General features: G+C 42.6%; 19 protein-coding genes and 1 tRNA gene. 6 read left to right on the forward strand and 14 right to left on the reverse strand.

Going from position 1 to position 24,453, the window contains the following annotated elements:
• Positions 1-143: 143 nt before the first annotated feature.
• Both gorA and PR833_RS10005 read right to left on the reverse strand, forming a co-directional pair.
• Complete coding sequence (gene gorA / locus PR833_RS10000) at positions 144-1,496, reverse strand: glutathione-disulfide reductase (protein ID WP_014656979.1); 1,353 nt, start codon at positions 1,494-1,496, stop codon at positions 144-146.
• Positions 1,497-1,616: 120 nt separating this feature from the next.
• Positions 1,617-2,459, reverse strand: a complete 843-nt coding sequence (locus tag PR833_RS10005; RefSeq protein WP_004923787.1) for a 23S rRNA (adenine(2030)-N(6))-methyltransferase RlmJ — start codon at positions 2,457-2,459, stop codon at positions 1,617-1,619.
• 235 nt (positions 2,460-2,694) lie between these two features.
• Between PR833_RS10005 and PR833_RS10010 the strand changes: the two genes are divergently transcribed.
• Positions 2,695-3,096 (forward strand): DUF1090 domain-containing protein, encoded by a 402-nt coding sequence (locus tag PR833_RS10010; protein WP_004923780.1) that lies wholly within the window; start codon positions 2,695-2,697, stop codon positions 3,094-3,096.
• A gap of 176 nt (positions 3,097-3,272) precedes the next feature.
• Positions 3,273-4,268, forward strand: a complete 996-nt coding sequence (yhjD, locus tag PR833_RS10015) for an inner membrane protein YhjD (RefSeq protein WP_014656980.1) — start codon at positions 3,273-3,275, stop codon at positions 4,266-4,268.
• 73 nt (positions 4,269-4,341) lie between these two features.
• Here yhjD and PR833_RS10020 read toward each other — a convergent pair whose 3' ends face one another.
• Positions 4,342-5,403 carry an NAD(P)H-dependent flavin oxidoreductase gene (locus PR833_RS10020; protein WP_272526072.1) on the reverse strand — a complete coding sequence of 354 codons (1,062 nt, stop codon included), beginning with the start codon at positions 5,401-5,403 and terminating at the stop codon, positions 4,342-4,344.
• A gap of 85 nt (positions 5,404-5,488) precedes the next feature.
• Here PR833_RS10020 and PR833_RS10025 point away from each other — a divergent pair, with 85 nt between their 5' ends.
• Both PR833_RS10025 and PR833_RS10030 read left to right on the forward strand, forming a co-directional pair.
• Complete coding sequence (locus tag PR833_RS10025) at positions 5,489-6,370, forward strand: LysR family transcriptional regulator (RefSeq protein WP_071599670.1); 882 nt, start codon at positions 5,489-5,491, stop codon at positions 6,368-6,370.
• Between the two features lie 106 nt (positions 6,371-6,476).
• On the forward strand, positions 6,477-7,481 hold the full coding sequence (locus PR833_RS10030; RefSeq protein WP_272526073.1) for a serine hydrolase domain-containing protein: 1,005 nt from the start codon (positions 6,477-6,479) through the stop codon (positions 7,479-7,481).
• A 55-nt stretch (positions 7,482-7,536) separates the two neighbouring features.
• Here PR833_RS10030 and PR833_RS10035 read toward each other — a convergent pair whose 3' ends face one another.
• From PR833_RS10035 to glyQ, 11 genes are all read right to left on the reverse strand, one after another.
• Complete coding sequence (locus PR833_RS10035) at positions 7,537-9,015, reverse strand: M16 family metallopeptidase (RefSeq protein ID WP_014656983.1); 1,479 nt, start codon at positions 9,013-9,015, stop codon at positions 7,537-7,539.
• Positions 9,016-9,184: 169 nt separating this feature from the next.
• A complete protein-coding gene (locus PR833_RS10040; RefSeq protein ID WP_004923758.1) occupies positions 9,185-9,880 on the reverse strand; it encodes a HAMP domain-containing protein in 696 nt (231 codons plus the stop codon).
• Between the two features lie 399 nt (positions 9,881-10,279).
• Positions 10,280-11,284, reverse strand: coding sequence for a dipeptide ABC transporter ATP-binding subunit DppF (gene dppF, locus PR833_RS10045; RefSeq protein WP_004923755.1), 1,005 nt, complete (start codon positions 11,282-11,284; stop codon positions 10,280-10,282).
• Positions 11,281-12,261: a dipeptide ABC transporter ATP-binding protein gene (dppD, locus tag PR833_RS10050; RefSeq protein ID WP_004923750.1), complete on the reverse strand. Its 981-nt coding sequence runs from the start codon at positions 12,259-12,261 to the stop codon at positions 11,281-11,283. Before dppD ends, dppF begins: the two co-directional genes overlap by 4 nt.
• A gap of 12 nt (positions 12,262-12,273) precedes the next feature.
• The gene (gene dppC / locus PR833_RS10055) at positions 12,274-13,176 is read right to left on the reverse strand and encodes a dipeptide ABC transporter permease DppC (protein WP_004923748.1); all 903 of its coding nucleotides are present in this window, start codon (positions 13,174-13,176) and stop codon (positions 12,274-12,276) included.
• Between the two features lie 11 nt (positions 13,177-13,187).
• Positions 13,188-14,207, reverse strand: a complete 1,020-nt coding sequence (gene dppB, locus PR833_RS10060; protein WP_040132698.1) for a dipeptide ABC transporter permease DppB — start codon at positions 14,205-14,207, stop codon at positions 13,188-13,190.
• 178 nt (positions 14,208-14,385) lie between these two features.
• Positions 14,386-15,993: a dipeptide ABC transporter periplasmic-binding protein DppA gene (dppA, locus tag PR833_RS10065; protein ID WP_014656985.1), complete on the reverse strand. Its 1,608-nt coding sequence runs from the start codon at positions 15,991-15,993 to the stop codon at positions 14,386-14,388.
• A gap of 849 nt (positions 15,994-16,842) precedes the next feature.
• Entirely contained in the window at positions 16,843-18,423 is a 1,581-nt protein-coding gene (locus tag PR833_RS10070) for a ShlB/FhaC/HecB family hemolysin secretion/activation protein (RefSeq protein ID WP_004923734.1), read from the reverse strand.
• A gap of 281 nt (positions 18,424-18,704) precedes the next feature.
• Positions 18,705-18,781, reverse strand: a tRNA-Pro gene (locus tag PR833_RS10075).
• A 212-nt stretch (positions 18,782-18,993) separates the two neighbouring features.
• Positions 18,994-21,063, reverse strand: coding sequence for a glycine--tRNA ligase subunit beta (gene glyS, locus PR833_RS10080; protein ID WP_272526074.1), 2,070 nt, complete (start codon positions 21,061-21,063; stop codon positions 18,994-18,996).
• 9 nt (positions 21,064-21,072) lie between these two features.
• Positions 21,073-21,981, reverse strand: coding sequence for a glycine--tRNA ligase subunit alpha (gene glyQ / locus PR833_RS10085; RefSeq protein ID WP_004923728.1), 909 nt, complete (start codon positions 21,979-21,981; stop codon positions 21,073-21,075).
• Between the two features lie 192 nt (positions 21,982-22,173).
• Here glyQ and PR833_RS10090 point away from each other — a divergent pair, with 192 nt between their 5' ends.
• Together PR833_RS10090 and PR833_RS10095 are read left to right on the forward strand one after the other, a co-directional pair.
• Entirely contained in the window at positions 22,174-22,737 is a 564-nt protein-coding gene (locus tag PR833_RS10090; protein ID WP_004923725.1) for a DNA-3-methyladenine glycosylase I, read from the forward strand.
• Between the two features lie 206 nt (positions 22,738-22,943).
• Entirely contained in the window at positions 22,944-24,200 is a 1,257-nt protein-coding gene (locus tag PR833_RS10095; protein WP_014656988.1) for a valine--pyruvate transaminase, read from the forward strand.
• The last annotated feature ends 253 nt before the right edge of the window (positions 24,201-24,453 follow it).

The following is a 24,453-nucleotide window of genomic DNA, read 5'->3' on the forward strand; positions in this document are numbered from 1 at the left end:
AATAGTATCAGCATAGCCCCTACGCTCAGGTATTTCACTGGCAATGATTTAAATGGATTCGTCGGAGTTTAGTTATTTGGAGTGAAATGTCTGAGGCTGAACGGATAACGTTCAGCCTTTTTAACGTGTTGTGACGGTGACTCTTAGCGCATTGTCACAAATTCTTCTGCCGCTGTTGGGTGGATAGCCACAGTATTATCGAAATCTTTCTTCGTTGCCCCCATCTTCAGTGCAACGGCAAAGCCTTGTAAGATTTCATCCATACCAAAGCCAATACCATGAATACCAACAATTTTCTCATCCGTTCCCACACACACCAATTTCATACGGCATGGCTGACGATGAGAAGTGACCGCGGTATACATCGCTGTAAATGAAGATTTATAACATTTAACCTGATCCGCCCCGTATTTTTCGATTGCTTCAGGCTCCGTCAAACCAACGGTACCAATAGGTGGATGGCTAAACACAACGGTTGGAATATTACTGTAATCTAAGTGTTCATCTGGCTTATTATTAAATAAACGTTCAGATAGACGACGCCCCGCAGCAACCGCAACTGGTGTTAACTCAACAGCCCCCGTGTTATCACCTACCGCATACACACCCGCGACATTGGTGTTTTGGTATTTATCGACTTTGATATAACCTTTTTCATTCAGCTCAACACCCGCTGCTTCAATATTCAGGTTATCAGTCATTGGTTCACGGCCAATCGCCCAAATCAATGCATCGACAGTTTGTTCTTTGCCATTTTCCAATTTCAGCGTCAAAGAACCATCGGCATTTTTGACGACCTCTTTTGGTACAGATTCTGTATGCAGAGTTGGACCTTCGGTATTCATCACCTCAACCAAAGTTTCAACAATCAGAGGGTCAAACGAACGTAGCGGAGCATGTTTACGGACAAATAGATGAGCCTCACTGCCTAGGCCATTTAAGACACCCGCCAATTCAACCGCAATATAACCAGCACCAACAACCGCAACACGTTTTGGTAAATATTCAAGCTCAAAGAAGCCGTCCGATGTCATGCCATATTCTGCACCAGGAATGGCAGGGATCACTGGGCGACCACCTGTTGCAATTAAAATATGATCAGCGGTATAAATTTCACCATCGACTTCAACAGTATGTGCATCGACAAAACGAGCAAACCCCTTGATCACATCGACCTTGTTATTACCTAATACACGGTCATAAGATTGATGGATACGATCAATATAAGCAGTACGACTTGCAATTAAGGTTTTCCAATCAAAACGGTTAATTGTGGTATCAAAACCATAGTCAGGGCCATAAGCACGGATCGCCTCAGAGATTTGTGCGGCATGCCACATCACTTTCTTCGGTACACATCCCACGTTCACACAGGTTCCACCTAACGCTTTCGCTTCAATTAGGGCACACTTTTGTCCATACATTGCCGCTCGGTTCATAGAAGCAATACCGCCACTTCCGCCACCAATCGCAATATAGTCGTAATGTTTGCTCATAACTTGGTTATTCCCATTTTTGATTAATTAAAAAGCTAATACTTACTATTATGCTATTTATCAATTTGATCACAATAGCAATAAAAGATAGGTATCTCCTCTTAATGAAATAGAGGCTGCCTATTCAGGCACAATCCACTCGACTAAGGTATGCCCTGTTCCTTCTGGAACGAGGGTTTTGTGTAACCAAGGGAGCACTTTTTGCATCTGCTGCTCTAATTTCCATGGTGGATTGATCACAATCATACCTGATGCCGTCATGCCTCGTTGATCGCTATCAGGACGTACAGCTAATTCAATTTGTAATATTTTACGGATCCCAGTCGCTTCCAATTGACTGATCATGCGCTTAATTTGTTGTCTCAATACAACAGGATACCAGATCGCATACGTTCCCGTCGCAAAGCGTTTATAGCCTTCGACGATCCCCTTTACGACAGCTTCATAATCAGATTTCAGCTCATAAGGCGGATCAATCAACATAAAACCGCGACGGCTTGGTGGCGGTAATTTCGCTTTCAGTTGTTGATAACCATCGTCTTTGGACACCTGAGCACGGTTATCGCGAGAAAATTCTGCACGCAATAGCGGGTAATCAGTAGGATGCAACTCAGTGAGCACCAATTTGTCTTGCTCACGCAATAAGTGCTTCGCTAATAGCGGCGAACCAGGGTAATAACGTAACCGCCCATTTTCATTCATGCGACGGACAATATTCATATAAGGAAGCAATTCCTCTGGTAAGTCCGGCTGTTCCCAAATGCGCGCAATCCCTTGTAGATATTCACCTGTTTTTTCTGCATGCTCACTGGTTAACTGATAGCGACCAGCCCCCGAGTGCGTATCCACATACAGGAAAGGTTTTTCTTTCTCTTTAAGAGATTCAATAATAAGGCTTTGAACAGTGTGTTTTAACACATCTGCATGGTTGCCTGCATGAAAACTATGGCGGTAACTTAACATGACACTTTTCTTTCCTGAGGAAATTCAACACTAGCCAAATATGACTATTATCAAATAGATTCTTTAAAGACAGCCTGTAAAATAAAACATAGACCGAATGATTTGTTCTGATTCTGAACCATTATAGCCAAATTTCGTTAAAATTAGCACTATTCCTAATTTGACAAAACGGCATGACTTCAACATGATAAAAAGCTATCCTAAACAAAATTAAAATATAATTAAGGACAAAAAAATGCATAAATCACTCATGACAACGATAACAGCGGTTTTACTTTTAGCAGGGACTTCGGCAACGGCAGGAAATAAACAAAATGGCTGTGAAATTAAAAAGCAGAAAATTGAAACTCAAATAAAATACGCCAAAAAACACGGTAACACTTACCGTGTTGCAGGTTTGCAAAGGGCTCTCGATAACGTTAATACCTATTGCACGCCGACATCGCTTTACCGTGACAGCCAAAAAAATGTGGCTGAAAAACGAGAAAAAGTACAAGAAAGAGAAGCTGAATTATTGGAAGCAAAACAAAAAGGAAATAGCGATAAAATCGCAAAGCGCGAACGTAAGCTAAAAGAGGCTCAAGAAGAGCTAAAAGAAGCACAAGCGGAGTTAGAGCTCTATAAAACAGGCCTATAAATTCTTCGTAACCTTCTATTTTTCCCACCAAATTCAGTCTTCATTTGCAATGAAATAACCGACCTTAAAGCCTATTTTGTAGATAAAAATGGGCTTTAAGGTGAAGAATTTTGCAAATTTACGCTATAGTATGGTGAAAATTAAGTAAAATTAGATACGGAGTCAAAGGGGAACGAATGTCGAATATGCATGAAGAAGAGCAAAAAGACGCCAGTAAATTAAAATCAAAGCTCAATAAAAGCATCGATAACAGTAAAAAAGCACTGACATTTTCTATGCGAGTAGTGAATTTTATTTGTGCAATTCCTTTTATTGCACACCTTATTCGTACTGCTCAACGATTCACTGATCGTATGGGAAACCAGTTCGGTGCTGCGATTACCTATTTTTCGTTTCTTTCTTTAATCCCTGTATTAATGTTTACCTTTGCAGCAGCGGGTTTTGTATTAGCCAGTAACCCAGAATTACTTGAACGGCTAGTTCGCGGTATTTCTGCCAGCATCAGTGACCCGACATTAGCCAATACATTAGAAAGAACCATTGATACCGCAATCCGCCAGCGGACTACCGTTGGTTTAACCGGTTTGGCATTAGCCGTTTACTCGGGCGTAAACTGGGTTAACAACTTACGATTAGCCATTTTGGCGCAATCACGCCCTGTTTGGGAGCGCAATGAAGATGAACATGAAAAAATTTATTTCCGCTATTTGCGCGATTTTCTATCCTTAATTGGCCTACTTATCGCCTTGATCGTAACAATTACGCTCACCTCTGTCGCAGGCTCCGCTCAAGCAACCATTGTTAGAACGCTTGGCCTAGATAATATCGAATGGTTAAAACCGGCTTGGACTCTGATTGGTCTGACGATTTCAATTATCGCTAACTTCTTGCTGTTCTTATGGATTTTCTGGATTTTACCGCGTATGCAGCACCGCCGCTCTTCCTTATTGAAAGGCACTCTACTCGCGGCTATTGGCTTTGAAGTGATTAAATCAATCATGACTTGGATTTTACCAAACTTAGCCTCATCCCCTTCTGGCGCGGCTTTCGGTTCGGTGCTGGGCTTAATGGCCTTCTTCTACTTCTTTGCTAGATTGACTCTATTTTGTGCTGCGTGGATCGCAACGGATGAGCCAAAGAACGCAAAAGAGAACGAAATTCTCACTTCTTAACGCATTGACAGGGTGGCAAAAGATCCATCATTTGCCACCCTCCAAAATTTCTCACATGTTACAACTTTACACATTATTTCGTCATTTCTGATACAAGCGTCTCTACCAATACACTCGCTGGCATCTCTCGCGCTTTCAACGCATTTTGGCCCGCCCAATGTGCGGCAAAATCATCACTCCCCATTTTACTTGCCGCTGCATGCAACTGTTTTCCAAGATCATACGCTATCGGGTAATCCGGTATAGCAGGACAATCATCCGCTTGTGTCATACGAATAAATTGGTTCACAATCCCTCTTGCGGATCGGCCAGAGATAGCCGCTGTTAATGCCGTGTCCGCTGCATTTTGGCTTTTCAGCTTATGACGGTAACCTTCATTTGCTGCTGATTCAGGGCACAAAATAAACGCTGTACCAAGTTGAGCCGCCACGGCTCCTTGCTCTAAAGCTGTTTTAATTTCTTGCCCATCCATCAAGCCGCCCGCAGCAATAATCGGTAATTGGCTATTTTTCACTAATAATTCAACCAAGTGGAATGTTGTTATCGCTTCATCTTCGGCATTAACATCAAACATTCCTCGGTGCCCACCCGCTTCAATGCCTTGAGCGATAATGGCATCAATACCTGCCTGCTCGATCAACTGCGCCTCTCGTAAGCAAGTTGCCGTCGCCATTGTATAGATCCCTTGGGCTTTTAACTGATCAATCACCTGTTTATCCGGAATATTAAAATGGAAACTGACAACTGCTGGCCTCATTTCTAGCAGTAGTGCCAACATGTGAGGATCATCTAAGAATGATGTGTAAACTTGGTTTAATTGCTGAGGTGGCAATACGTTAAACTGAGCTAATTGTTGGGCAAAGTAATGAATCCATGCTTGTTCAATCTCACGATTACGTACGGGGGTAGAATGGCAGAACACATTCACATTAAAAGGTTTGTCTGTTAAAGCATTAGTTTTCTCAATCAATGCTTTAGCTTGAGGTACAGAGCTAGCCCCAAGCCCTAATGAGCCTAGCCCCCCTGCCTCAGAAACTGCCGCAGCCAACTCAGGTGTTGAAACGCCCGCCATAGGGGCTTGAATGATTGGGTAACGTAAGCCCAAACGTTGGAGAAATACTTCAGAATGCTCCATTATCTTTCCTTTATCATCAAGTAGGGTTACACTTATTATTCTGTTATTAAGAATAAATATAGCATCATATTCACGAAAAAAGAAAATGAACTCTGAATCCCTAAAAATATTTTGCATGGTCGCAGAAGAACTCAGTATCACACGCGCAGCAATGCGCCTCGGTAGGGTTCCCTCAAATATTACAACGCGTATTCAACAGCTTGAGTCCGATCTGGGAGAGCCGCTGTTTATTCGTCAAGGTAAGCAGATGCAATTGTCAGAAGCCGGCACACGCTTCCTACAATACGCCTATCGTTTACTGGCGTTAGAGCAAGAAGCCCGCCATGTCACGAGTTTAGGCAGAGAAGGAGGACAACTAAGAATAGGTAGCATGGAGAGCACGGCGGCCTGCCGGTTACCTCAACCTTTGGCAGCCTACCACCAACAGCACCCAACAACCCAATTATCATTATTAACCGGAACCTCACAAGCTCTAATCGAGCAAGTACGTCGTGAACAGTTAGATTGTGCTTTTGTGGCTCTTCCCCAAGATTTGTATGATATTAACCAACTCTGTGATATGGGCATTCAGTCACAAGTCGTTTGGCAGGAGCAGCTAGTCTTATTGCTTCCCGAGCAAGATAAATTAGCAAAGACCGCCTCAGATATTCAAACACGCTCACTTGCTACCTTCGCCCAAGGATGCAGCTACCGCTATATTGCTGAGCAGTGGCTAAATATCCCAAATCAACGAGATTGGCATATTCAGCAACTTAGCTCCTATCATGCGATGGTCGCATGCGTCAGTGCAGGAAGCAGTATCGCGCTACTACCGGCTCAATTATTTCATTCTATGGGGGATGCTTCCTCATTGTTAGCCTCGCTCCCCGTCACAACATGTGATACCTATTTGATTTATCGTACTGGATACCAAGTGCCTGCTTTTACGGCTTTTAAGACATTAATTTTATCGCGTGAGGTTAATTAAAAATTCACCGCCTTTCTGGACACATGGCAAGCTGATTATTCAAGTATGTTATAAGTGAATATGAGCACTCACTCTATCTCTAAAGACCAAATGAGTTGGGAGAAAAATGATAACTACACAATATATTCAGCAGTTAGAAGACTTACCTTGCGGCGTTGTGCTTTACTATCACAACCAAAAAAAGGCGAGTATCAGTACATTTTGTGCTAGAGGAAGCGATCTGGCAGGTCGGTCATTGACGGTTGATACCCCATTACGCATTGCCAGTAACACAAAAACGTTTACCGCAGCAGCCATACTTAGGTTAGTTGAAATGGGGAAATTATCGTTAGATGATGCCATTTCACAACATATCACACCTGAATTTAACCAATTACTGTGTGACAGCTATGCCACCGATCATATCGCTATCCGTCATCTACTCAGCCATAGTAGCGGGCTTTTTGATCATGCAGATGATCACTACCTCAAGCGCGTACTTGCGAAACCGACACACCAGTGGACTCGGTTAGAGCAAATACAGCTCTATGTGCGTAAAAAATTCCCTATTGTCGCACCTTCAGACACATTTATTTATTCAGATACAGGTTACATACTGTTAGGCGATATCATTGAACGTGTTATGGGCCAATCGTTAGGCCACGCCGTTAGGGAGTTATTAAAATTCAATAAAATTGGATTAAATACCGCTTATTGGGAGTATTTAGAGCAACCTACGACAGATGCACCTCGTGCACGCCAATACCTAAAAGAGATAGAAGGTACACATATTCATGCTTCGATGGATGTGTATGGCGGGGGTGGTTTAATTACCTCATCTCAACAAATGGCTCGATTCCTTGAAGCCTTATTTAATGGCGAAATCTTTGAGAAACCAGAAACTCTACAGACAATGCTGAGTGTGGGTCACCATGTGGGCGCTCAAGAGTACCGATTAGGGTTGATGGCAAGTGTCGTAAATGGCATGACGCTATATTCACACCTTGGTTTTTGGGGATCTGCCGCCTATTACTCACCGGAAACCCAGACAAGTGCAGCCGGCTTTGTCGATGACAGGGATTCCCGAGAAACCTTAATTCGAGTGATTGAAGGGTTACTGACGCAACGTTAAAAAACAACAGGATGAAAAGTAAATAGCCCCTAAGTTGGGGCTATTTAATGACAGATTATTTCGCTGCTTTTGCAGGCTCCGCTTCAATTGCCGGTGTAGGCTCAACCTGTGGCCACAGCACCTTAGTAAATTTCTGGCGGATTTGCTCAGCATCCATCAACTGCTTCTCTTTCGGTTGAACCAACACAAAGGCAGCTTCTTGAGACAATAAACGACGCACTTCCATATTCACTTGATCCAGCGTTTGCCCCGCTAAGAAAGATTGCCTTAGTCGTTGATACTGCTCAGGAGCGATATCAACCACCCCATTTTGTTGAGAGATCAAGCGTTGGCCTGCTAACACATCCGTACTGGTACGAGCATAGGCCGCAAACAATTGTGATAATTGCACCTGTTTTTCATTGAGCATTTCATCAAACAATTCAGGTGAAATCCCATTTTGAACAGCGGTTGATAGCTCATTGAGAACAACATCTGTCACTGCTGCCATTTTTTCTGGCGCTGCTGCAACCGTTAACGTACAGCTAGCCTTCTGATATTGCACTCGGCAATCTAAGTTCGAATTCACTTCATCTTGGTTAAACTTTTGGCTAAAGGTTTTTTGTAATGAACGATAAAGTGCTTCACGGGCTAAATCACTTCCCCAATAGCGCATCAGTACGGCAGAGTCATTAATCGGTTGCCAATCGATATCCCAAATCAGGGATAAGCTATCTTTTGTTTGCTTATCTTGCAGAATGTCGATGGATTGAGGTTTCACCTGTGATAAAACAGCTACCGCAACAGGCTCTGAACGTTTACCTTCTAGTGAAGAGAACGTTTGAGTGATGTAATCAGATAACATGCGTGAATCAACATGACCTGCAACATATAGCGTCATAACATCTGGCGTATACCATTTTTGGTAAAACGAATTCACACTCTCTAAATCTACATTGTCCTTAACCTTTTGCCCTGGGTCATAGCCCATCATTGCAGAGCCTTTCAGACGTGCGCGCCATACAGGATCCGTCGCATCAATAGGCAATGTAGCAACAGGAGCATTTGTCACACTCAGACCATTGTGCAGTGTGGTTTCAGTATAAGTTGCCCCAGCCGCGGAGGTTGCTAACCAGTTGAGTGCTTGTTTGAGAAGCTCTGGCTTATTGTGTGGTAAGCTCAAGCTATAAATTGTGTAGTCATATGAGACGACCGCTGGCGGAATGGGAACATCAGGATCGGTTGCCTGACGCCAAAAATTTTGCAACGTTGCGGTTGGAAATGCTTCTGTTTGATGTAACAGCGCCATTTTAGGGATTAAGTAGCTGTAACCTTTTTCATTTGCTTTTTCTGACAAAGACCCTGTTTTAATGGCCAATCTCAGTTGAATTCGGTCATTAGGACGCTGTGGAGTCTGCAATAGCTGCCAGCTAAAGCCATTTTCAAGCTTTCCTTGCTGCCATGCTGGATCAGGCTGCAATGGCTCAGCACTCGCAAGGCCAGCGACTGACAGTAGCACCACACTAAAGATATACCGAATTTTCAAACCCTGCATGTAAACCCCTATGTATTTTCTATCCTTGTATTTAACCGCAAAAATATGACTGATAAATTAACGAAAAACGCTAATTATAGGGTTAAACGATATGGTTTGGTCTCATACACTGTAAGTGACACCAATTATTAACGATATTAGACCACAAAGCTCGCCACATGTTCATGACTTAGTCTGAATTTTGCTGTTTTCTTTGGCGGTTATAATTCTTCGCCAATAAGCCTATCTCGTCATCCTTATGATAACCTGATACTTTGATGTCTTGATCGCCGCCATCTTGTAATTCTAGCGCAATTTTACGTAATGGCCTGACAATCATTCGACTTACACACCATGTCATCGCAATCGCAATGATCAAAACTAACAACAAATATGTCGTTATCATTAATGCCAACGTGTTGAAGGCGAATCGATAAACACGATTTGAATCAACTTGCAGCGTTAAATACCCTTGGGGTTTCGCCGTCAAGACGGTATTCCCATAGGCATACAAAGGTACTGTCATCTCTACTGGAATACCGGCAAATTTCACCGCCCAACTAGGAATTGGACGGGGTGTCGCAAAGTCTAAATGGATAACAGTCGCCCCATCGACTGTCACAATCGCTTTGCCCATAATACCCGATGTTTTCAAGCTCACGAGTAGCCGTTTAACTTCGTTCAGATCTGAACTTAATAATGATTCAGTCAATGGTTTTTGAATTTGTACAACCGCATTACTAAGCTGATTGAGATAGTCACCTTTTCTTTGCTCAAGTAAGTAACTAAATTGAATTGCCAAAAAAAGGGCGAGTGAGCTTAACGTGATCACAAAAAATACGATCATGCTTTTTAACGTTAGAGAACGTTGCACCCTGTTCTTCATGTTTCCGAAACCTTCTTTATCAAGCTTCTTTTGAATTGAATATTTTTCGCTTTAAAAAGCGGCCCTTTATCAACAAAGTCAGATAAACACCGACTAACATCCCCCCATTAACCCAACATATCACAATATTTTTTACCAATATTGCGAAACTGCAACTGGGCGCGAATCATTATTCAAGCCAAATAATCAATAAGTTTGGGTAGCGCGCCCAAAAAGGTAGGTTTTATGGGGCATTGGATGTCACTGAGTTATTCTCAGTATACTTGATTTTATCAATAAAGGAGCAGTTAAAAGTGAAAGTTTATGTAATTAAGACAAAGGGGGGATTTACGGAAACAACAACAACGTATCACACTGGATAACGGCAGAAAAGCAATATTTCTGCCGTCTTAGTGGGGATTAACTGGCTACAACGCTATTTTTTTCATCTTCATCGACGGCAAAACAGGCAACCAGTTGCCCTCCGTACTCTTTAAGAGCTGGTTGGAATTGCGTGCATTGCCCGAATGCTCGGCGGCAACGAGCTGCAAAAGCGCACCCCGGTGGTGGATTCAGCGGGCTTGGTAACTCTCCCGTCAACTTGATCCTTTCACGCCGTGAATCAGGGTTTAACCTTGGTGTTGCTGATAACAGTGCTTGAGTATAAGGGTGCAAAGGATTATTAAAGATCTGTTCTTTAGTTCCTTTTTCTACGCAACGCCCCAAATACATCACCATCACTTCATCAGCTATATGTTCAACCACGGATAGATCATGCGAAATGAACACATAAGATAGCCCTAGCTCTTGCTGCAAATCCATCATTAGGTTAAGCACTTGAGCGCGTACGGAAACGTCCAGTGCTGAAACTGGTTCATCAGCAACAACAACATCAGGATCTAACATTAACCCTCGTGCGATTGCGATGCGCTGGCGTTGCCCGCCCGAAAACATATGAGGATAGCGCTCATAATGCTCCGTTTTTAACCCAACCTTAGCCATCATCGATAACACCTTTTCTCTACGCTGCTCTTTAGATAACGAGGTGTTAATCAATAAAGGCTCCTCAAGTATTTGCCCGACTTTTTTACGAGGATTTAAAGAGCCATATGGGTTTTGAAAGACAATTTGAATTTTTTGGCGACGTAGCTTTTCAGCCGCCTTGTCTTTAACCAGTAGGTTTTGGTCTTGATAGTAAAGCTCCCCCTCTGTGGGTTGTTCAATCATGGTCAGTAAACGACCTAGTGTCGATTTACCACACCCAGATTCTCCAACAACGGCGAGTGTTTTTCCTTTTTCTAGCTCAAATGAAACGCCATCGAGAGCTTTGACTAACCTTTCTGCCGAAAATATACCGCTTTTCGCTGAATAATATTTCTTTAAATTAATAGCCTGTAGTAAAGGCTTATGTTGATTTTCACTCATAGTGTCGGCCTCCCCATATCATCCAGCGGCATGTGGCATTTCACCTGCCTATCTCCAACAGAGCGCAATTCAGGCTCCTCAATACGACAACGCTCTGTCGCATAGGGGCAGCGAGGGTTCAACAGACAACCTTGTGGTCGGTCATATTTCCCCGGCACAACGCCCGGTAATGACGCTAACCGAGATTTATTAGTGGCAAACTCAGGCAAGGCACGTAACAGCGCTTGAGTATAGGGATGACGAGGATGTTTAAAGATATCAGAGGCCTTCGCTGATTCCACGACTTGGCCCGCATACATCACAATAATGTGATGTGCCGCTTCAGCAACCAAGGCAAGATCATGGGTGATCAAGACCAAGGCCATATTCTCTTGTTGTTGTAATTCAAGCAATAACTCAATAATTTGTGCTTGGATCGTCACATCAAGTGCGGTCGTCGGTTCGTCTGCAATCAATAACTTAGGCCGACATGCGATCGCCATCGCAATCATGACCCGCTGACTCATCCCACCTGATAGCTGGTGTGGATAAACATCAAGCCGCGATTTCGGGTCAGGGATCCCGACCATCGTCAGTAAATCAATTGCACGTTGTTTACGCGTACTTTTACTACCGCCTTGGTGCACTTTCAGCGCTTCCATTATCTGATAACCCACTGTAAAACAGGGGTTCAGACTGGTCATAGGGTCCTGAAATATCATCGCTACATCGGCACCAACAATTTGCCGACGCTCTTTTTCGGGAATAGACAATAAGTCACGCCCGTCAAATTGCAACGAATTAGCCATCACTTTCCCAGGATAGTCTATCAGCCCCATTATCGCTAAAGAGCTTACCGATTTCCCCGAGCCAGACTCACCCACTATGCCAACAACCTGACCTTTTTCAACGCTATAGCTGATGCGGTCAACGGCACGGAACGGGGTACTTTCATCACCAAAGTGTACCGAGAGTTGTTCTACATTTAACAATGCCATTAGATTACCTCATCACTGCTTGAGTTTTGGATCAAATGCATCACGCAAACCATCACCCATCAGGTTAAACGCTAATACAGTTAACAAGATTGCCAGACCAGGGAAGGTGACGACCCACCACGCACTTTGAGCGAATTGCAGCACGTCAGACAACATTGTGCCCCATTCAGGTGTTGGTGGCTGTGCTCCCATACCAAGAAAACCCAAAGCAGCCATATCTAAGATGGCATTAGAAAAGCCAAGTGATGCTTGAACAATTAGCGGTGCCAAGCAGTTCGGTAAAATATTAACAAACATCTGACGCGTAGCACCGGCGCCTGCCACACGTGAAGCGGTGACATAATCGCGATTCACTTCTACCAACACCGCGGCGCGAGTAAGCCGGATATAGTGAGGCAATGCAACGAAGGTCAGTGCAAGTGAGGCATTAACGATTGAAGGGCCAAAGATTGCCACCAATACTAAAGCCAGCAATAAACTCGGTAGGGCTAACATGATGTCAACGATACGCATAATCACAGCATCGACCACACCACCAAAATAGCCAGCAATAACGCCGACCGTCACCCCCATAATCAATGAGAGCACCACCACAAGGCAGCCGACTAACAGAGATAAGCGTGCACCATACATTAAGCGAGATAACAGATCTCGACCAACGTCATCCGTACCTAAGATAAATTGCCAACTTCCGCCGGATTCCCAAACAGGTGGTACCAATAAGAAATCGCGGAACTGCTCATCTGGTGCATGAGGGGCTAAAACACCTGCAAAAATAGCCACTAAGATCATTAAAATGATATATGCCATTCCGGCAACCGCACCTTTATTACGCTTAAAGTAGTGCCAAAATTCTTGGAATGGGGTCATCGGCTTAGGGGCGCTGACAACCGTTGGCTCAGTAGATTGAGACATGTAAGCGCTCCTTATTTTTTATGACGAATACGTGGGTTAACGATGCCGTACAGCAGATCAACCACGAGGTTAACAAAAATAATCAAAGTTGCGACTAATAAAACCCCACCTTGAACCACTGGGTAATCACGACGTTGAAGCCCTTCAATCAGCCAACGACCTAGACCTGGCCACGAAAAAATAGTTTCCGTTAGAATTGCGCCAGCGAGCATAACACCCACTTGTAAACCAATCACGGTGACAACAGGCAGCATCGCATTTCTCAGCGCATGAATAAGAATAACGCGTGCACGGCTAACCCCTTTGGCTCGAGCCGTACGAATGTAATCTTCCCCTAGTACTTCTAGCATCGATGAGCGAGTCATACGGACTATCACCGCCAGAGGTATGGTTCCAAGCACAATGGAAGGAAGTATGAGATGCTCAACCGCATCAATAAAGTTCCCTTCATCCCCCCAAATTAAGGTATCAATCAGCATAAAACCAGTCAGCGGATAGGAGTCATCCAAAAATACACTGTCGCTAACGCGCCCAGATACAGGGGTCAAATCCAACTGCACTGACACCAGCATGATTAACATGATCCCCCACCAGAAAATTGGCATTGAGTAACCTGTTAGGGATAAGCCAATTGCTGTGTGATCGAAAATAGAGCCACGCTTCACTGCGGCTAAAACACCGACAGGGATCCCCACTGAAATTGCAAAAATCATCGCACAGATTGCCAGTTCCATCGTGGCTTTAAAACGGGGGAAAAATTCATCCCAAACCGCTATCCGGCTTTTCAATGAAATCCCTAAGTCACCATGAAATATGCCATTAATATAGTGAAGATATTGTTTCCACAATGGCTGGTCTAAGCCCAATTCAGCCATTAAATAAGCGTGTCGTTCGGGCGATAAGCCTCTTTCACCTGCCATAATCATCACGGGGTCACCCGGGATCATATGCACAAATGCGAACGTGAGTAATGTGATACCGATAAACGTAGGGATAACTAGCCCCAAACGTCGGAGGATAAATTGCAACATATCCTGAATCTCTTTTAATAATGCCTTTGACGGCTCTGAGTCCGTTTGGCTAATCAGAAGAGTGTGACTCTTCTGTCTGCTCACAAAGAACTGAGTTTTCTGTTTCCCTGAAATTCAGAGGTGAAAACGCCCTTCGCTATCAAAAAGATGGCGAAGGGCTGATACAAATTAACAACGATTATTTTTCAATATCGACGTTTTCAAAGTGGTGTTTGCCGAGAGGGTCGACAACATAGCCCTTCACTTCTTTACGGACTGGTTCATATACCGTTGAGTGAGCAATGATCAGGGCTGGTGCTTGTTCATTCATAACAACCTGTGCTTGCTTGTAGAGATCAATACGTTTGTTATGATCTGCTGTCATACGAGCAGGCTGGATCAAGTCTTCAAAGCCTTGATAACACCATTTCGAATAGTTAGAGCCTTGCTCTTTCGCCGCACAGCTAAACAGTGTCGCGAAGAAGTTATCAGGGTCACCATTATCACCGGTCCAACCCATCATTACCGTTTGCGGTTCACCATCTTTAGCACGCTTCAGATATTCGCCCCACTCATAGCTCACTACTTTCGATTTAACACCAATTTTTGCCCAGTCAGCTTGGATCATCTCAGCCATACGGCGCGCATTTGGGTTATATGGACGTTGGACTGGCATTGCCCATAAATCGATTTCGAAACCATTCGGGAACCCGGCCTCAGCCAATAACGCTTTTGCTTTTTCAGGATTATATTCATAATCCTTCACATCATCGTTATAGCCCCACATCGTTGGTGGAATTAAGTTTTTCGCTTTCTGTCCTGCACCTTGATAAACGGCATCGATGATAGCGTCTTTATTCACAGCCATAGATAGCGCTTGGCGCACTTTCTGGTTATCTAGTGGTTTTTTCTCAACGTTGAAAGAGAGATAACCGACGTTCAAGCCTGGTTGCTCCATCAATGTAATATTTTTATCTTGCTTCATGCGTTCCAAGTCTGCCGGATTTGGGTATGGCATAACTTGACACTCATTTTTTTGCAGTTTGGCATAACGGACAGACGCATCAGGTGTAATCGAAAAAACTAAACGATCAATCTTAGGTTTATTACCCCAATACTCTTTGTTGGCTTTATAAAGAATACGTGAATCTTTTTGGTACTGCTGTAGCTCAAATGGGCCTGTTCCAATAGGGTTCAAATCCACTTTTTGCGGTGTGCCCGCTGCTAACATTTTGTCAGCATATTCAGCAGAAAGAATGGAAGCGAAGTCCATTGCCATATCAGCTAAGAAAGGTGACTCTGGGCGAGAGAGTGTGAAACGTACGGTGTAATCATCAACTTTTTCAACTTTATCGATGATTTTATCCATATCCATGCCCATAAAGTACTCATAGCTACCGCCGGAGACTTTGTGGTATGGGTGATTCGCATCTTTCTGACGCATGAAGGTATAAATGACATCATCCGCATTAAAGTCGCGGCTTGGCTTAAATTCTTTATTTGAATGCCATTTTACGCCTTTACGTAAGTGGAAAGTATAAACTTTGCCATCATCGCTTACTTCCCAACTTTCCGCTAAACCTGGCTCTATCTCTGTAGTACCAAGTTTGAACTCAACTAAACGGTTATAGAGTGGAATTGAGCTAGCATCGTAAGTCGTACCGGAAGTAAATAGCTGAGGGTTAAAGCCCTCTGGAGAGCCTTCTGAACAGTAGACTAATGTTTTCGCTTGCACAGAAGCAGAAACTGCAAGTGCTGCAAGTGTTAGCCCAATGGTTAAACCTGTCTTTTTGATTGAGAGCGTCATCTGTATGCTCCTGTGGTGTTCATGTGTTATTTGCTTGATGCCCAAACCCATCCTTGAAATGACAGATAGGGGATCTGTATTTTTTTGTTATTCACTGTGCAATTAATCAACTGTCATCCACTTCGTCAATAGTATCTCTCTTTAAACAGACAACTATCCTATAACATTTTAGAAACATATTAAGAGTGTTCTTAGGTCTTTGTATGGTTATTTAAGTCATATGGCAGACATAATAACCATAAAAATACTACAGGATAGTGTTTTATCTCTGGGTGATTTATTTTTATATTTGTGATTAAGTGCTGAATTACTGAACGAAAATAGTGCAACACCTAAGAGAGTGCGGCATAAAGTTCTGGTGTGTTTAAAACAAATAATTACTTTAGGTTGTTATTATTTTGCTTGTTTTTTATTCATATAAAAAAGTACGGTTCATTAAATTTTAACAATTTATTGATTAGTTAATAACTTCAATAATCGCACGATCTACTTGATTTCATTCTCTCTACGGACCTTCACTATATGACTCTGCTCTCATTCAATGACTCGCCTTTTCCAAAATAAATAATTTACTTTAATATCAATCCATTATAATTATTCACGCCGGAATATCGCTAATTTCATCCCCTTTACTCGCTATATTAATTGCTTTATAAGTATTTCAATGCCTGCACAACAATGCTCAGAGATACCTAAATAGCCGTTATTTGGGGGCTTTATGAGTACAATATAACGGTTTCCTTGAACTCGCTGCTGTGTAACCCTACTTCAACCAGACTTCTGCTTACCTATTTATGTTTGGGCATAAACCATATTCATAGCCAATGAAACTGCGACCAAATAAACTGGCTAATAATCAATACTCACTTTCGCCCCAACATTCACCGCGTTCGTTGCTAATTTCGCCGACTGCCAAAGAGGAGCCTCGATAAAGAGTTGGTAGTTCAAGCGATCAATCTGCCCTCTCACACCAATTTCTGTACCGAATAGCCTGTTTTCTCGCCAAATATGTGCGCTTTGCGAAGATGTCGAGGCGAAATCCAATGCGCCATATAGCTCATAACCCCGCCATGGGGTAAACCACCCCCACTCATTTTTAAGTTTCAACGTGTTATCTCCCAAATTCTCCGTTAATACGCTATTTGAGAACCCCCTAATCCCAAATTTTCCAGTAGGACTATTTAGCTCAAGCTGCGGATCTAGTGGCGAGCGACTTAATTGCATTTCAAGCTCATGTCGGTGATACATCGATTGGTTGGCTAAATAAAATTGCCGTTGAAAATCTACCGAAAATAGATATATGCCGGCTCGCTCTAACCCTGTCACTTGGCGCCTTGTGGAACCGAACCAATCCGTATCTTGTTTATAACTCAATGAAAATGTCACATTACCTTGTGCAAAATGACGCTGATGTTTTACCCCAAGTAAGAGATAACTTGTAAAGCGTTGTTGGGTTTTCAAACGATATCGCTCTAAAAAGAGATCTAATGTTTGAATTTGAGTCCCCATACTTATCGACGTTGAGTGATATAAGGCTCGATGAAGAACATACTCAGCTTGTAGCGACAGTAATCGGCTTCTCACATCATTTCTAACTTTAATGCTATCAATTAATTGGAAGTTTTGATGAATGCTGTTCTCTTGATAGCCCGCATATAAACTCAATAACCAATAATGGTAAGGAACTGAATACAAAATGGAGACCGATTTCAATTTCTTTTCAGGCTCTTTTCCAATATCACTATCTAAATTTAGAAAAAAGAAATCATTCAGTGCTAATGGATTAGCTAACATAATCAGATTGCTGACAACATGGGTAGGAAATTGCGGTGATTGTTTCGACGCTAAAAGTAGTTTTCCTTTAAAAGCTCTTGCTGCATTACGTTGGATCACTAAACGGTTCATATTGTTCTGTTCGTGATCGGAAACAATATGAATTTGATGTGGGATCAACTGGGTATTGCGTAAATTAGCCAGACCTTGATTTATAGCGTGGATATCTACGACTTGCCCTTTGCGTAATGGAAAAGCGTACGCTAATGATTGGCTAGCACTATCTTGATACTCAATACTACCGAGCTTCCCCGCGACTAATTCAACCTGCAACACACCAAATAACAAAGTTTGCTCTGGGTAGTGAATAGACGATGTGATATATCCTACCTCAGCCAACTGTGCGTTAAGAAAGTCTGCATAGCGCAATAGCCCTTCCTCACTAACACATCTCCCTTCAACGCCCTGTTTCCATTTATTGATATCACTCGAGGTAATTAACGGAAATAGTGCCAATGTTGAGAAATGAACTTGGTGAATCGCAATACAGGGCGTTGATGGTGATTTCACCGCAAAATCAAGCTGCCTATTGGCATAACAAGGCAGATAGTTGAACAGTAAAAATAACAAAATAAACAGTGTTGGTGCTGTTTTCATTAACAGGTTCCTTGTTATGAAAAATCCATTGATAGGTAATAAACAACTCGCGACTACATCATGCTTTTCATTACACTCAAGAAAACAACGTTAATGAACATAACAACAGATTATGACGAGAAAGGACAACAAAGTTACTCTGAAAGCGCATGTTGGTAAGTTAGACAAAAACCATGCCACCAGAATCAGTATTTGGATGATGAGAAAAATTACTGTGTGAAATGTTTGCTGATGTGTAAATGCAAAAAACCCCACCTCATATGAGGTGGGGTTCTGGAATCTGGTCGGCGAGAGAGGATTCGAACCTCCGACCCACTGGTCCCAAACCAGTTGCGCTACCAAGCTGCGCTACTCGCCGAAAACGGTGTGAATCATACTGTTGAGCGCCCTTCCCGTCAACCCATTTTTCACTAAATTTGTTTGTATGCTGATAAAACCATCAACTTGATAGGGTTTTTTAACTAATCGCCCCTATAAGACAATATTAAGCCCTTGCAAGATCTTATCCTGCAAGGGCTTATAAAGATTAATAAATGATATTTTTAGTCAATACCATCACTTGTTCACGATTTATTGTAGCAATGAGATATCTGCAACTTTCAAGAACAAATCACGTAATTGGCTAAGCAGAGTTAGACGGTTAATACGTACCGCTTCATCTTCATCCATAACCATAACATCAGCAAAAAATGCATCCACAACTTCACGTAAAGAAGCCAACTCAACTAAGGCATCTTGATAATTACGCTCAGCAAACATTGGCTCTAGTTTTTCTTGTAATACAACAAGGTGTGTAGCCAACTTCACTTCTTGTGGTGCTTTTAGCACAGATGCGAGAACTTTATCAGCCAGTTTCTCATTAGATTTACTCAAGATGTTCGAAACACGCTTATTGGCTGCCGCTAAAGCTTCTGCATCTTCCAATGTACGGAAGTGAGTCACAGCCTTCACACGTGCATCAAAATCGGCTGGTGACGTTGGACGGCGCGCTAACACCGCTTGAATCGTATCAATACTATAGCCAAGCTCTTGATACCAAGAACGGAAGCGGCCAAGCATAAATTCAACAACATCATTCACTACATTTTTGTTAGTGAGTTTATCACCGTAAAGGCGGACGGCTTCTTCTGTCATTTCAACGAGATCAAGCTGATAGCCTTTTTCAACAATAATGCGTAACACGCCTAATGCAGCTCGACGCAGTGCAAATGGGTCTTTATCACCTTTCGGATGCTGACCGATGCCGAAAATACCGGCTAAGGTGTCCATTTTCTCGGCTAAGGCAAGTGCCGCTGAAACATCAGTAGATGGCAACGCATCCCCTGCAAAACGAGGTTGATACTGCTCTTTCAGTGCTAATGCAACATCTTCTGATTCACCGTCATGGCGTGCGTAGTGCATCCCCATCACGCCTTGAGTGTCTGTAAATTCAAACACCATATTGGTCATCAGGTCACATTTTGCCAACAAACCCGCGCGAGTCGCATGATTAACATCTGCACCAATCTTCGCTGCAACCCAACCTGATAAGGCTTCTAAACGGTCAGTCTTATCACGCAATGTGCCAAGCTGTTGTTGAAACAGAACGGTTTCCAAACTTGGTAAATTATCTTCAAGACGTTGTTTACGGTCAGTTTTAAAGAAAAACTCCGCATCCGCCAAACGAGGACGTACCACTTTTTCATTACCGGAGATAATTTGTTGTGGGTCTGAAGATTCAATATTCGCCACAAAAATGAAATTTGGCATCAGGTTGCCAGCATTGTCATAAACAGGGAAATATTTCTGATCCCCTTTCATGGTATAAACCAATGCTTCCGCAGGTACTTCTAAGAACTTCTCTTCAAATTTTGCAGTTAATACGACAGGCCATTCAACTAATGAAGCAACTTCTTCTAGTAAGCTGTCGGTTAAATCCGCTTTCCCACCAAGGGCGAGAGCGGCTTTTTCAGCATCAGCTTTGATGACGGCTTTACGTTCTTCATAGTCAGCAATGACTTTGCCGCGTTCACGTAAGATCGCCGGATATTGGTCTGCATGATCAATCGTAAACTCTGATTCACCCATAAAACGGTGACCACGGATTGTACGACCGCTCTTAATGCCTAGCACTTCACCGTCAACAACATCGCTACCCAATAATAAGGTTACGGTGTGGACAGGGCGCACAAAATGCGTCTCTTTATCGCCCCAACGCATGAGTTTTGGAATGGGTAACTTAGCCAGAGAACGGCTTACCATATCGACCAACAATTCACTAACTGCTACGCCTTTTACTTGAGCGCGATAAAGTAACCATTCACCTTTATCCGTTTTTAAACGCTCGGCTTGGTCAACGGAAATACCGCAACCACGAGCCCACCCTTCAGCAGCTTTGGTTGGTTGACCGTCAGCGCCAAAAGCAGCAGAAATCGCAGGGCCGCGTTTTTCAACTTCACGGTCAGGTGATGAGTCTGCAAGAGCAGCGACTTTTAAGGCCAAACGGCGAGGTGCTGCAAACCAGCTAACTTCACCGTGTGCAATATCCGCGCTATCCAATTCAGCCGTAAAGTTTGCCGCAAATGATTCAGCTAATGAACGAAGAGCCTTCGGCGGTAACTCTTCTGTGCCGATTTCCACTAGGAAAGTCTGTTGAGTCATGACAGCCTCTTAATTCTTGTGACACATAGGGAATCCGAGCGCCTCACGGGAAGCATAATAAGCTTCGGCAACCCCTTTAGTTAGGGTACGGATACGTAGAATATAACGCTGGCGTTCTGTCACTGAGATTGCTTTACGAGCATCCAGTAAGTTAAATGTATGAGCCGCTTTCAAAATACGCTCATAAGCCGGTAGCGGCAGTGGTGTTTCTAGTGACAGTAAATATTGAGCTTCTTTCTCATACTCTTCAAAGCATTTGAAAAGAAAATCGACATTAGCATATTCAAAGTTATAGGTTGACTGCTCAACTTCATTTTGATGATAAATATCACCATAGGTCGTTTTACCGAGTGGGCCATCGCACCAAACAAGGTCATAAACGCTATCAACACCTTGAATATACATAGCAAGGCGTTCAAGACCGTAGGTAATTTCACCCGTTACAGGCTTGCATTCCAGCCCGCCAACTTGTTGGAAGTAAGTAAACTGAGTGACTTCCATACCATTTAGCCACACTTCCCAGCCTAGACCCCAAGCGCCTAGTGTTGGGTTTTCCCAGTTATCCTCAACAAAACGGATATCATGAACGGTGGGATCAATTCCCAATTCCTTCAATGAGCCGAGGTAAAGTTCTTGAATATTGTCAGGTGATGGCTTAATGATCACTTGAAACTGATAGTAATGTTGAAGGCGGTTTGGGTTTTCACCGTAACGGCCATCAGTAGGACGACGAGAAGGCTGAACATAAGCCGCCGCAATTGGCTCAGGCCCTAACGCACGCAAGCACGTCATTGGATGAGATGTTCCTGCGCCGACTTCCATGTCCAGTGGTTGAACAATGGTGCAGCCTTGGCGCGCCCAGTAATCCTGCAATGTCAGGATAAGACCTTGGAAGGTTTTGGTATCAAACTTTTGCATGTTAGATCCGCACGCGATACATATGATTTAATGAAAGTACGTCAGTATACCCTTTGACCGCCAGATATACAGCATTGAATCTACGTCTATTTGCCCTATAAATAAAAAAACTTTATTTTGTCTCTTTTAAACTGGACATTTATACAGTATAAATAAGGCATATAAGCTTTTGCCCCCTTGAAAGGAGACAAAATGAATTCATCGCCAATTCGTTGCCATTGGGTAAATCAAGACCCAGAATATATTGCCTACCATGATAATGAATGGGGGAAGCCAACAAAGGATAACCAACAGCTATTTGAGATGATCTGCTTAGAAGGTCAACAAGCTGGGCTTTCTTGGTACACCATTTTAAAAAAACGCCAAGATTATCGCATACTGTTCCATCAGTTTGATCCTGCAAAAATTGCCATGATGAGTGAACAAGATGTTGACAGCTTAATGCAAGATCCTCGTATCATTCGGAACCGCGCTAAAATTAACGCGATTATTGCTAATGCAAAGGCTTATTTAAAAATGGCTGAAAACGGCGAGGATTTCTCAACATTTTTATGGCAATTTGTGGGTGGCAAACCTATCGTCAACCAGTGGCAGTCTCACACTCAAGTTCCCACAGAGACAGAGCTTTCAAAACGTTTATCCAAAGCACTTAAAAAACGTGGATTTAAGTTTATTGGTTCCATTACTTGTTATGCTTTTATGCAAGCGACAGGCATGATTAATGACCATTTAAAAGATTGTTGCCAATATAAATAAATCAGAATGAATCGGCATCACCCCCATTATCAAAAGCAACATTCACCATATTTTAACCAATTTTCACAAATATCAGCCCAGAAGTTAATAAAAAAGCAGTATTTTGTATCAATGCTATATTGATTGAAGCTGTTGAACTCTCTTGTCGAGCAGAGTATGTTTTTAAATTCCATTAACAACCTACTTAACATATGTGAATAAATGAGATGATATTTTCTAAATTCGGTAATAAATTCGCACAAAATTCAGGTATATCAACATTAATGAAAGACTTGAATGATGGCTTGAGAACTCCCGGTGCAATTATGCTAGGTGGTGGGAACCCTGCTCATATCCCTGAGATGGATGCCTATTTCCAAACACTATTAGCAGAAATGTGCGCCAACGGTAAATTAACGGATACTTTGTGTAACTATGACGGCCCACAAGGTAAAGATGCCATGTTGAAAGCGCTAGCAGCAACCCTAAAAGCAAAACTAGGCTGGAATATTAGCGCCAAAAATATTGCCCTATCCAATGGCAGCCAAAGCGCGTTTTTCTACCTATTTAACTTGCTTGCTGGTCGTTTTGAAGATGGCATCACTCGTAAGGTTCTATTCCCACTAGCCCCCGAATATGTTGGCTATGCCGATTCAGGGCTAGATGACGATCTATTTGTGGCAAATAAGCCACAAATTGAATATTTACCGAATGGTCAATTTAAATATCACGTTGATTTTAATACATTAGAAGTAACTGATGATATTGGTGTTATCTGTGTTTCACGCCCAACAAACCCTACCGGTAACGTGATAACCGATGAGGAAGTGGAGCACCTTGATAAACTGGCAAAGCAACACAACATTCCATTACTCATTGATAACGCTTATGGAGTTCCTTTCCCTGGCATTATTTTTAGTGAAGCGACGCCATTTTGGAATGAGAATGTCATTCTGTGTATGAGCTTGTCTAAGCTAGGGTTACCCGGTACTCGTTGCGGTATTATCATCGCGAATGAAGAGATCATTGAAGCGGTGAGTAACATGAACGGCATTATTAGCCTTGCACCGGGTAGTGTTGGTCCTGCATTAGCGTTGGAAATGTTGCAGCGGGATGATCTGATTTCTTTATCAAAAAATGTTATTGGCCCCTTCTATAAACAACGTGTAGAAGAGGTTATCCGCATTATCCGTCGCTATATTCCTGAAAATAAATGTCTGATCCATAAGCCTGAAGGTGCTATTTTCTTATGGTTATGGTTCAAAGATTTGCCGATTAATAGCTTAGAACTCTATCAACGACTAAAAAAACGCGGTGTTTTAATGGTTCCGGGACATTACTTTTTCCCTGGTCTAGAAGAAAACTGGCCACATGCACATCAATGTATGCGTATGAATTATGTGCCAGAGCCAGAAAAAATCGAGAAAGGTATTGCTATCCTTGCTGAAGAATTAGAATTGGCTTATCAAACTGTCGAATGTTAGATGTTCCTGTCGTTAGCCTGTTGTCATCCTTGTATATCAAGGATGACTGGTTAACTAACACGGTTAATAGATACCTGATACCCTAAAAATAAAAAAAAGCCCTTTTATGAATTAAAAGGGCTAAAAATTAGCGAGAACTCCGTAATCAAATATTACATTACGAATATCATTCAACTGTATTAAACCATCTTTTTAGATTATTCATCGTTTGAATAAACACCATTTTTACCTCTATATATCTAAATACCCTTCT

This window comes from Providencia sp. PROV189 (assembly GCF_028480065.1).
GTDB lineage: Bacteria > Pseudomonadota > Gammaproteobacteria > Enterobacterales > Enterobacteriaceae > Providencia > Providencia stuartii.

Bases quoted from the DNA above. Each gene is read 5' to 3' on its own strand.
- PR833_RS10090 (WP_004923725.1), top strand. From the start codon at position 22,174: ATGAATTCATCGCCAATTCGTTGCCATTGGGTAAATCAAGACCCAGAA.
- glyS (WP_272526074.1), bottom strand. From the start codon at position 21,063: ATGACTCAACAGACTTTCCTAGTGGAAATCGGCACAGAAGAGTTACCG.
- glyQ (WP_004923728.1), bottom strand. From the start codon at position 21,981: ATGCAAAAGTTTGATACCAAAACCTTCCAAGGTCTTATCCTGACATTG.
- PR833_RS10005 (WP_004923787.1), bottom strand. From the start codon at position 2,459: ATGTTAAGTTACCGCCATAGTTTTCATGCAGGCAACCATGCAGATGTG.
- yhjD (WP_014656980.1), top strand. From the start codon at position 3,273: ATGTCGAATATGCATGAAGAAGAGCAAAAAGACGCCAGTAAATTAAAA.
- PR833_RS10040 (WP_004923758.1), bottom strand. From the start codon at position 9,880: ATGAAGAACAGGGTGCAACGTTCTCTAACGTTAAAAAGCATGATCGTA.
- PR833_RS10070 (WP_004923734.1), bottom strand. From the start codon at position 18,423: ATGAAAACAGCACCAACACTGTTTATTTTGTTATTTTTACTGTTCAAC.
- gorA (WP_014656979.1), bottom strand. From the start codon at position 1,496: ATGAGCAAACATTACGACTATATTGCGATTGGTGGCGGAAGTGGCGGT.
- PR833_RS10025 (WP_071599670.1), top strand. From the start codon at position 5,489: ATGAACTCTGAATCCCTAAAAATATTTTGCATGGTCGCAGAAGAACTC.
- dppB (WP_040132698.1), bottom strand. From the start codon at position 14,207: ATGTTGCAATTTATCCTCCGACGTTTGGGGCTAGTTATCCCTACGTTT.
- PR833_RS10010 (WP_004923780.1), top strand. From the start codon at position 2,695: ATGCATAAATCACTCATGACAACGATAACAGCGGTTTTACTTTTAGCA.
- dppA (WP_014656985.1), bottom strand. From the start codon at position 15,993: ATGACGCTCTCAATCAAAAAGACAGGTTTAACCATTGGGCTAACACTT.
- dppC (WP_004923748.1), bottom strand. From the start codon at position 13,176: ATGTCTCAATCTACTGAGCCAACGGTTGTCAGCGCCCCTAAGCCGATG.
- dppF (WP_004923755.1), bottom strand. From the start codon at position 11,284: ATGAGTGAAAATCAACATAAGCCTTTACTACAGGCTATTAATTTAAAG.
- PR833_RS10020 (WP_272526072.1), bottom strand. From the start codon at position 5,403: ATGGAGCATTCTGAAGTATTTCTCCAACGTTTGGGCTTACGTTACCCA.
- PR833_RS10030 (WP_272526073.1), top strand. From the start codon at position 6,477: ATGATAACTACACAATATATTCAGCAGTTAGAAGACTTACCTTGCGGC.
- dppD (WP_004923750.1), bottom strand. From the start codon at position 12,261: ATGGCATTGTTAAATGTAGAACAACTCTCGGTACACTTTGGTGATGAA.
- PR833_RS10035 (WP_014656983.1), bottom strand. From the start codon at position 9,015: ATGCAGGGTTTGAAAATTCGGTATATCTTTAGTGTGGTGCTACTGTCA.
- PR833_RS10095 (WP_014656988.1), top strand. From the start codon at position 22,944: ATGATATTTTCTAAATTCGGTAATAAATTCGCACAAAATTCAGGTATA.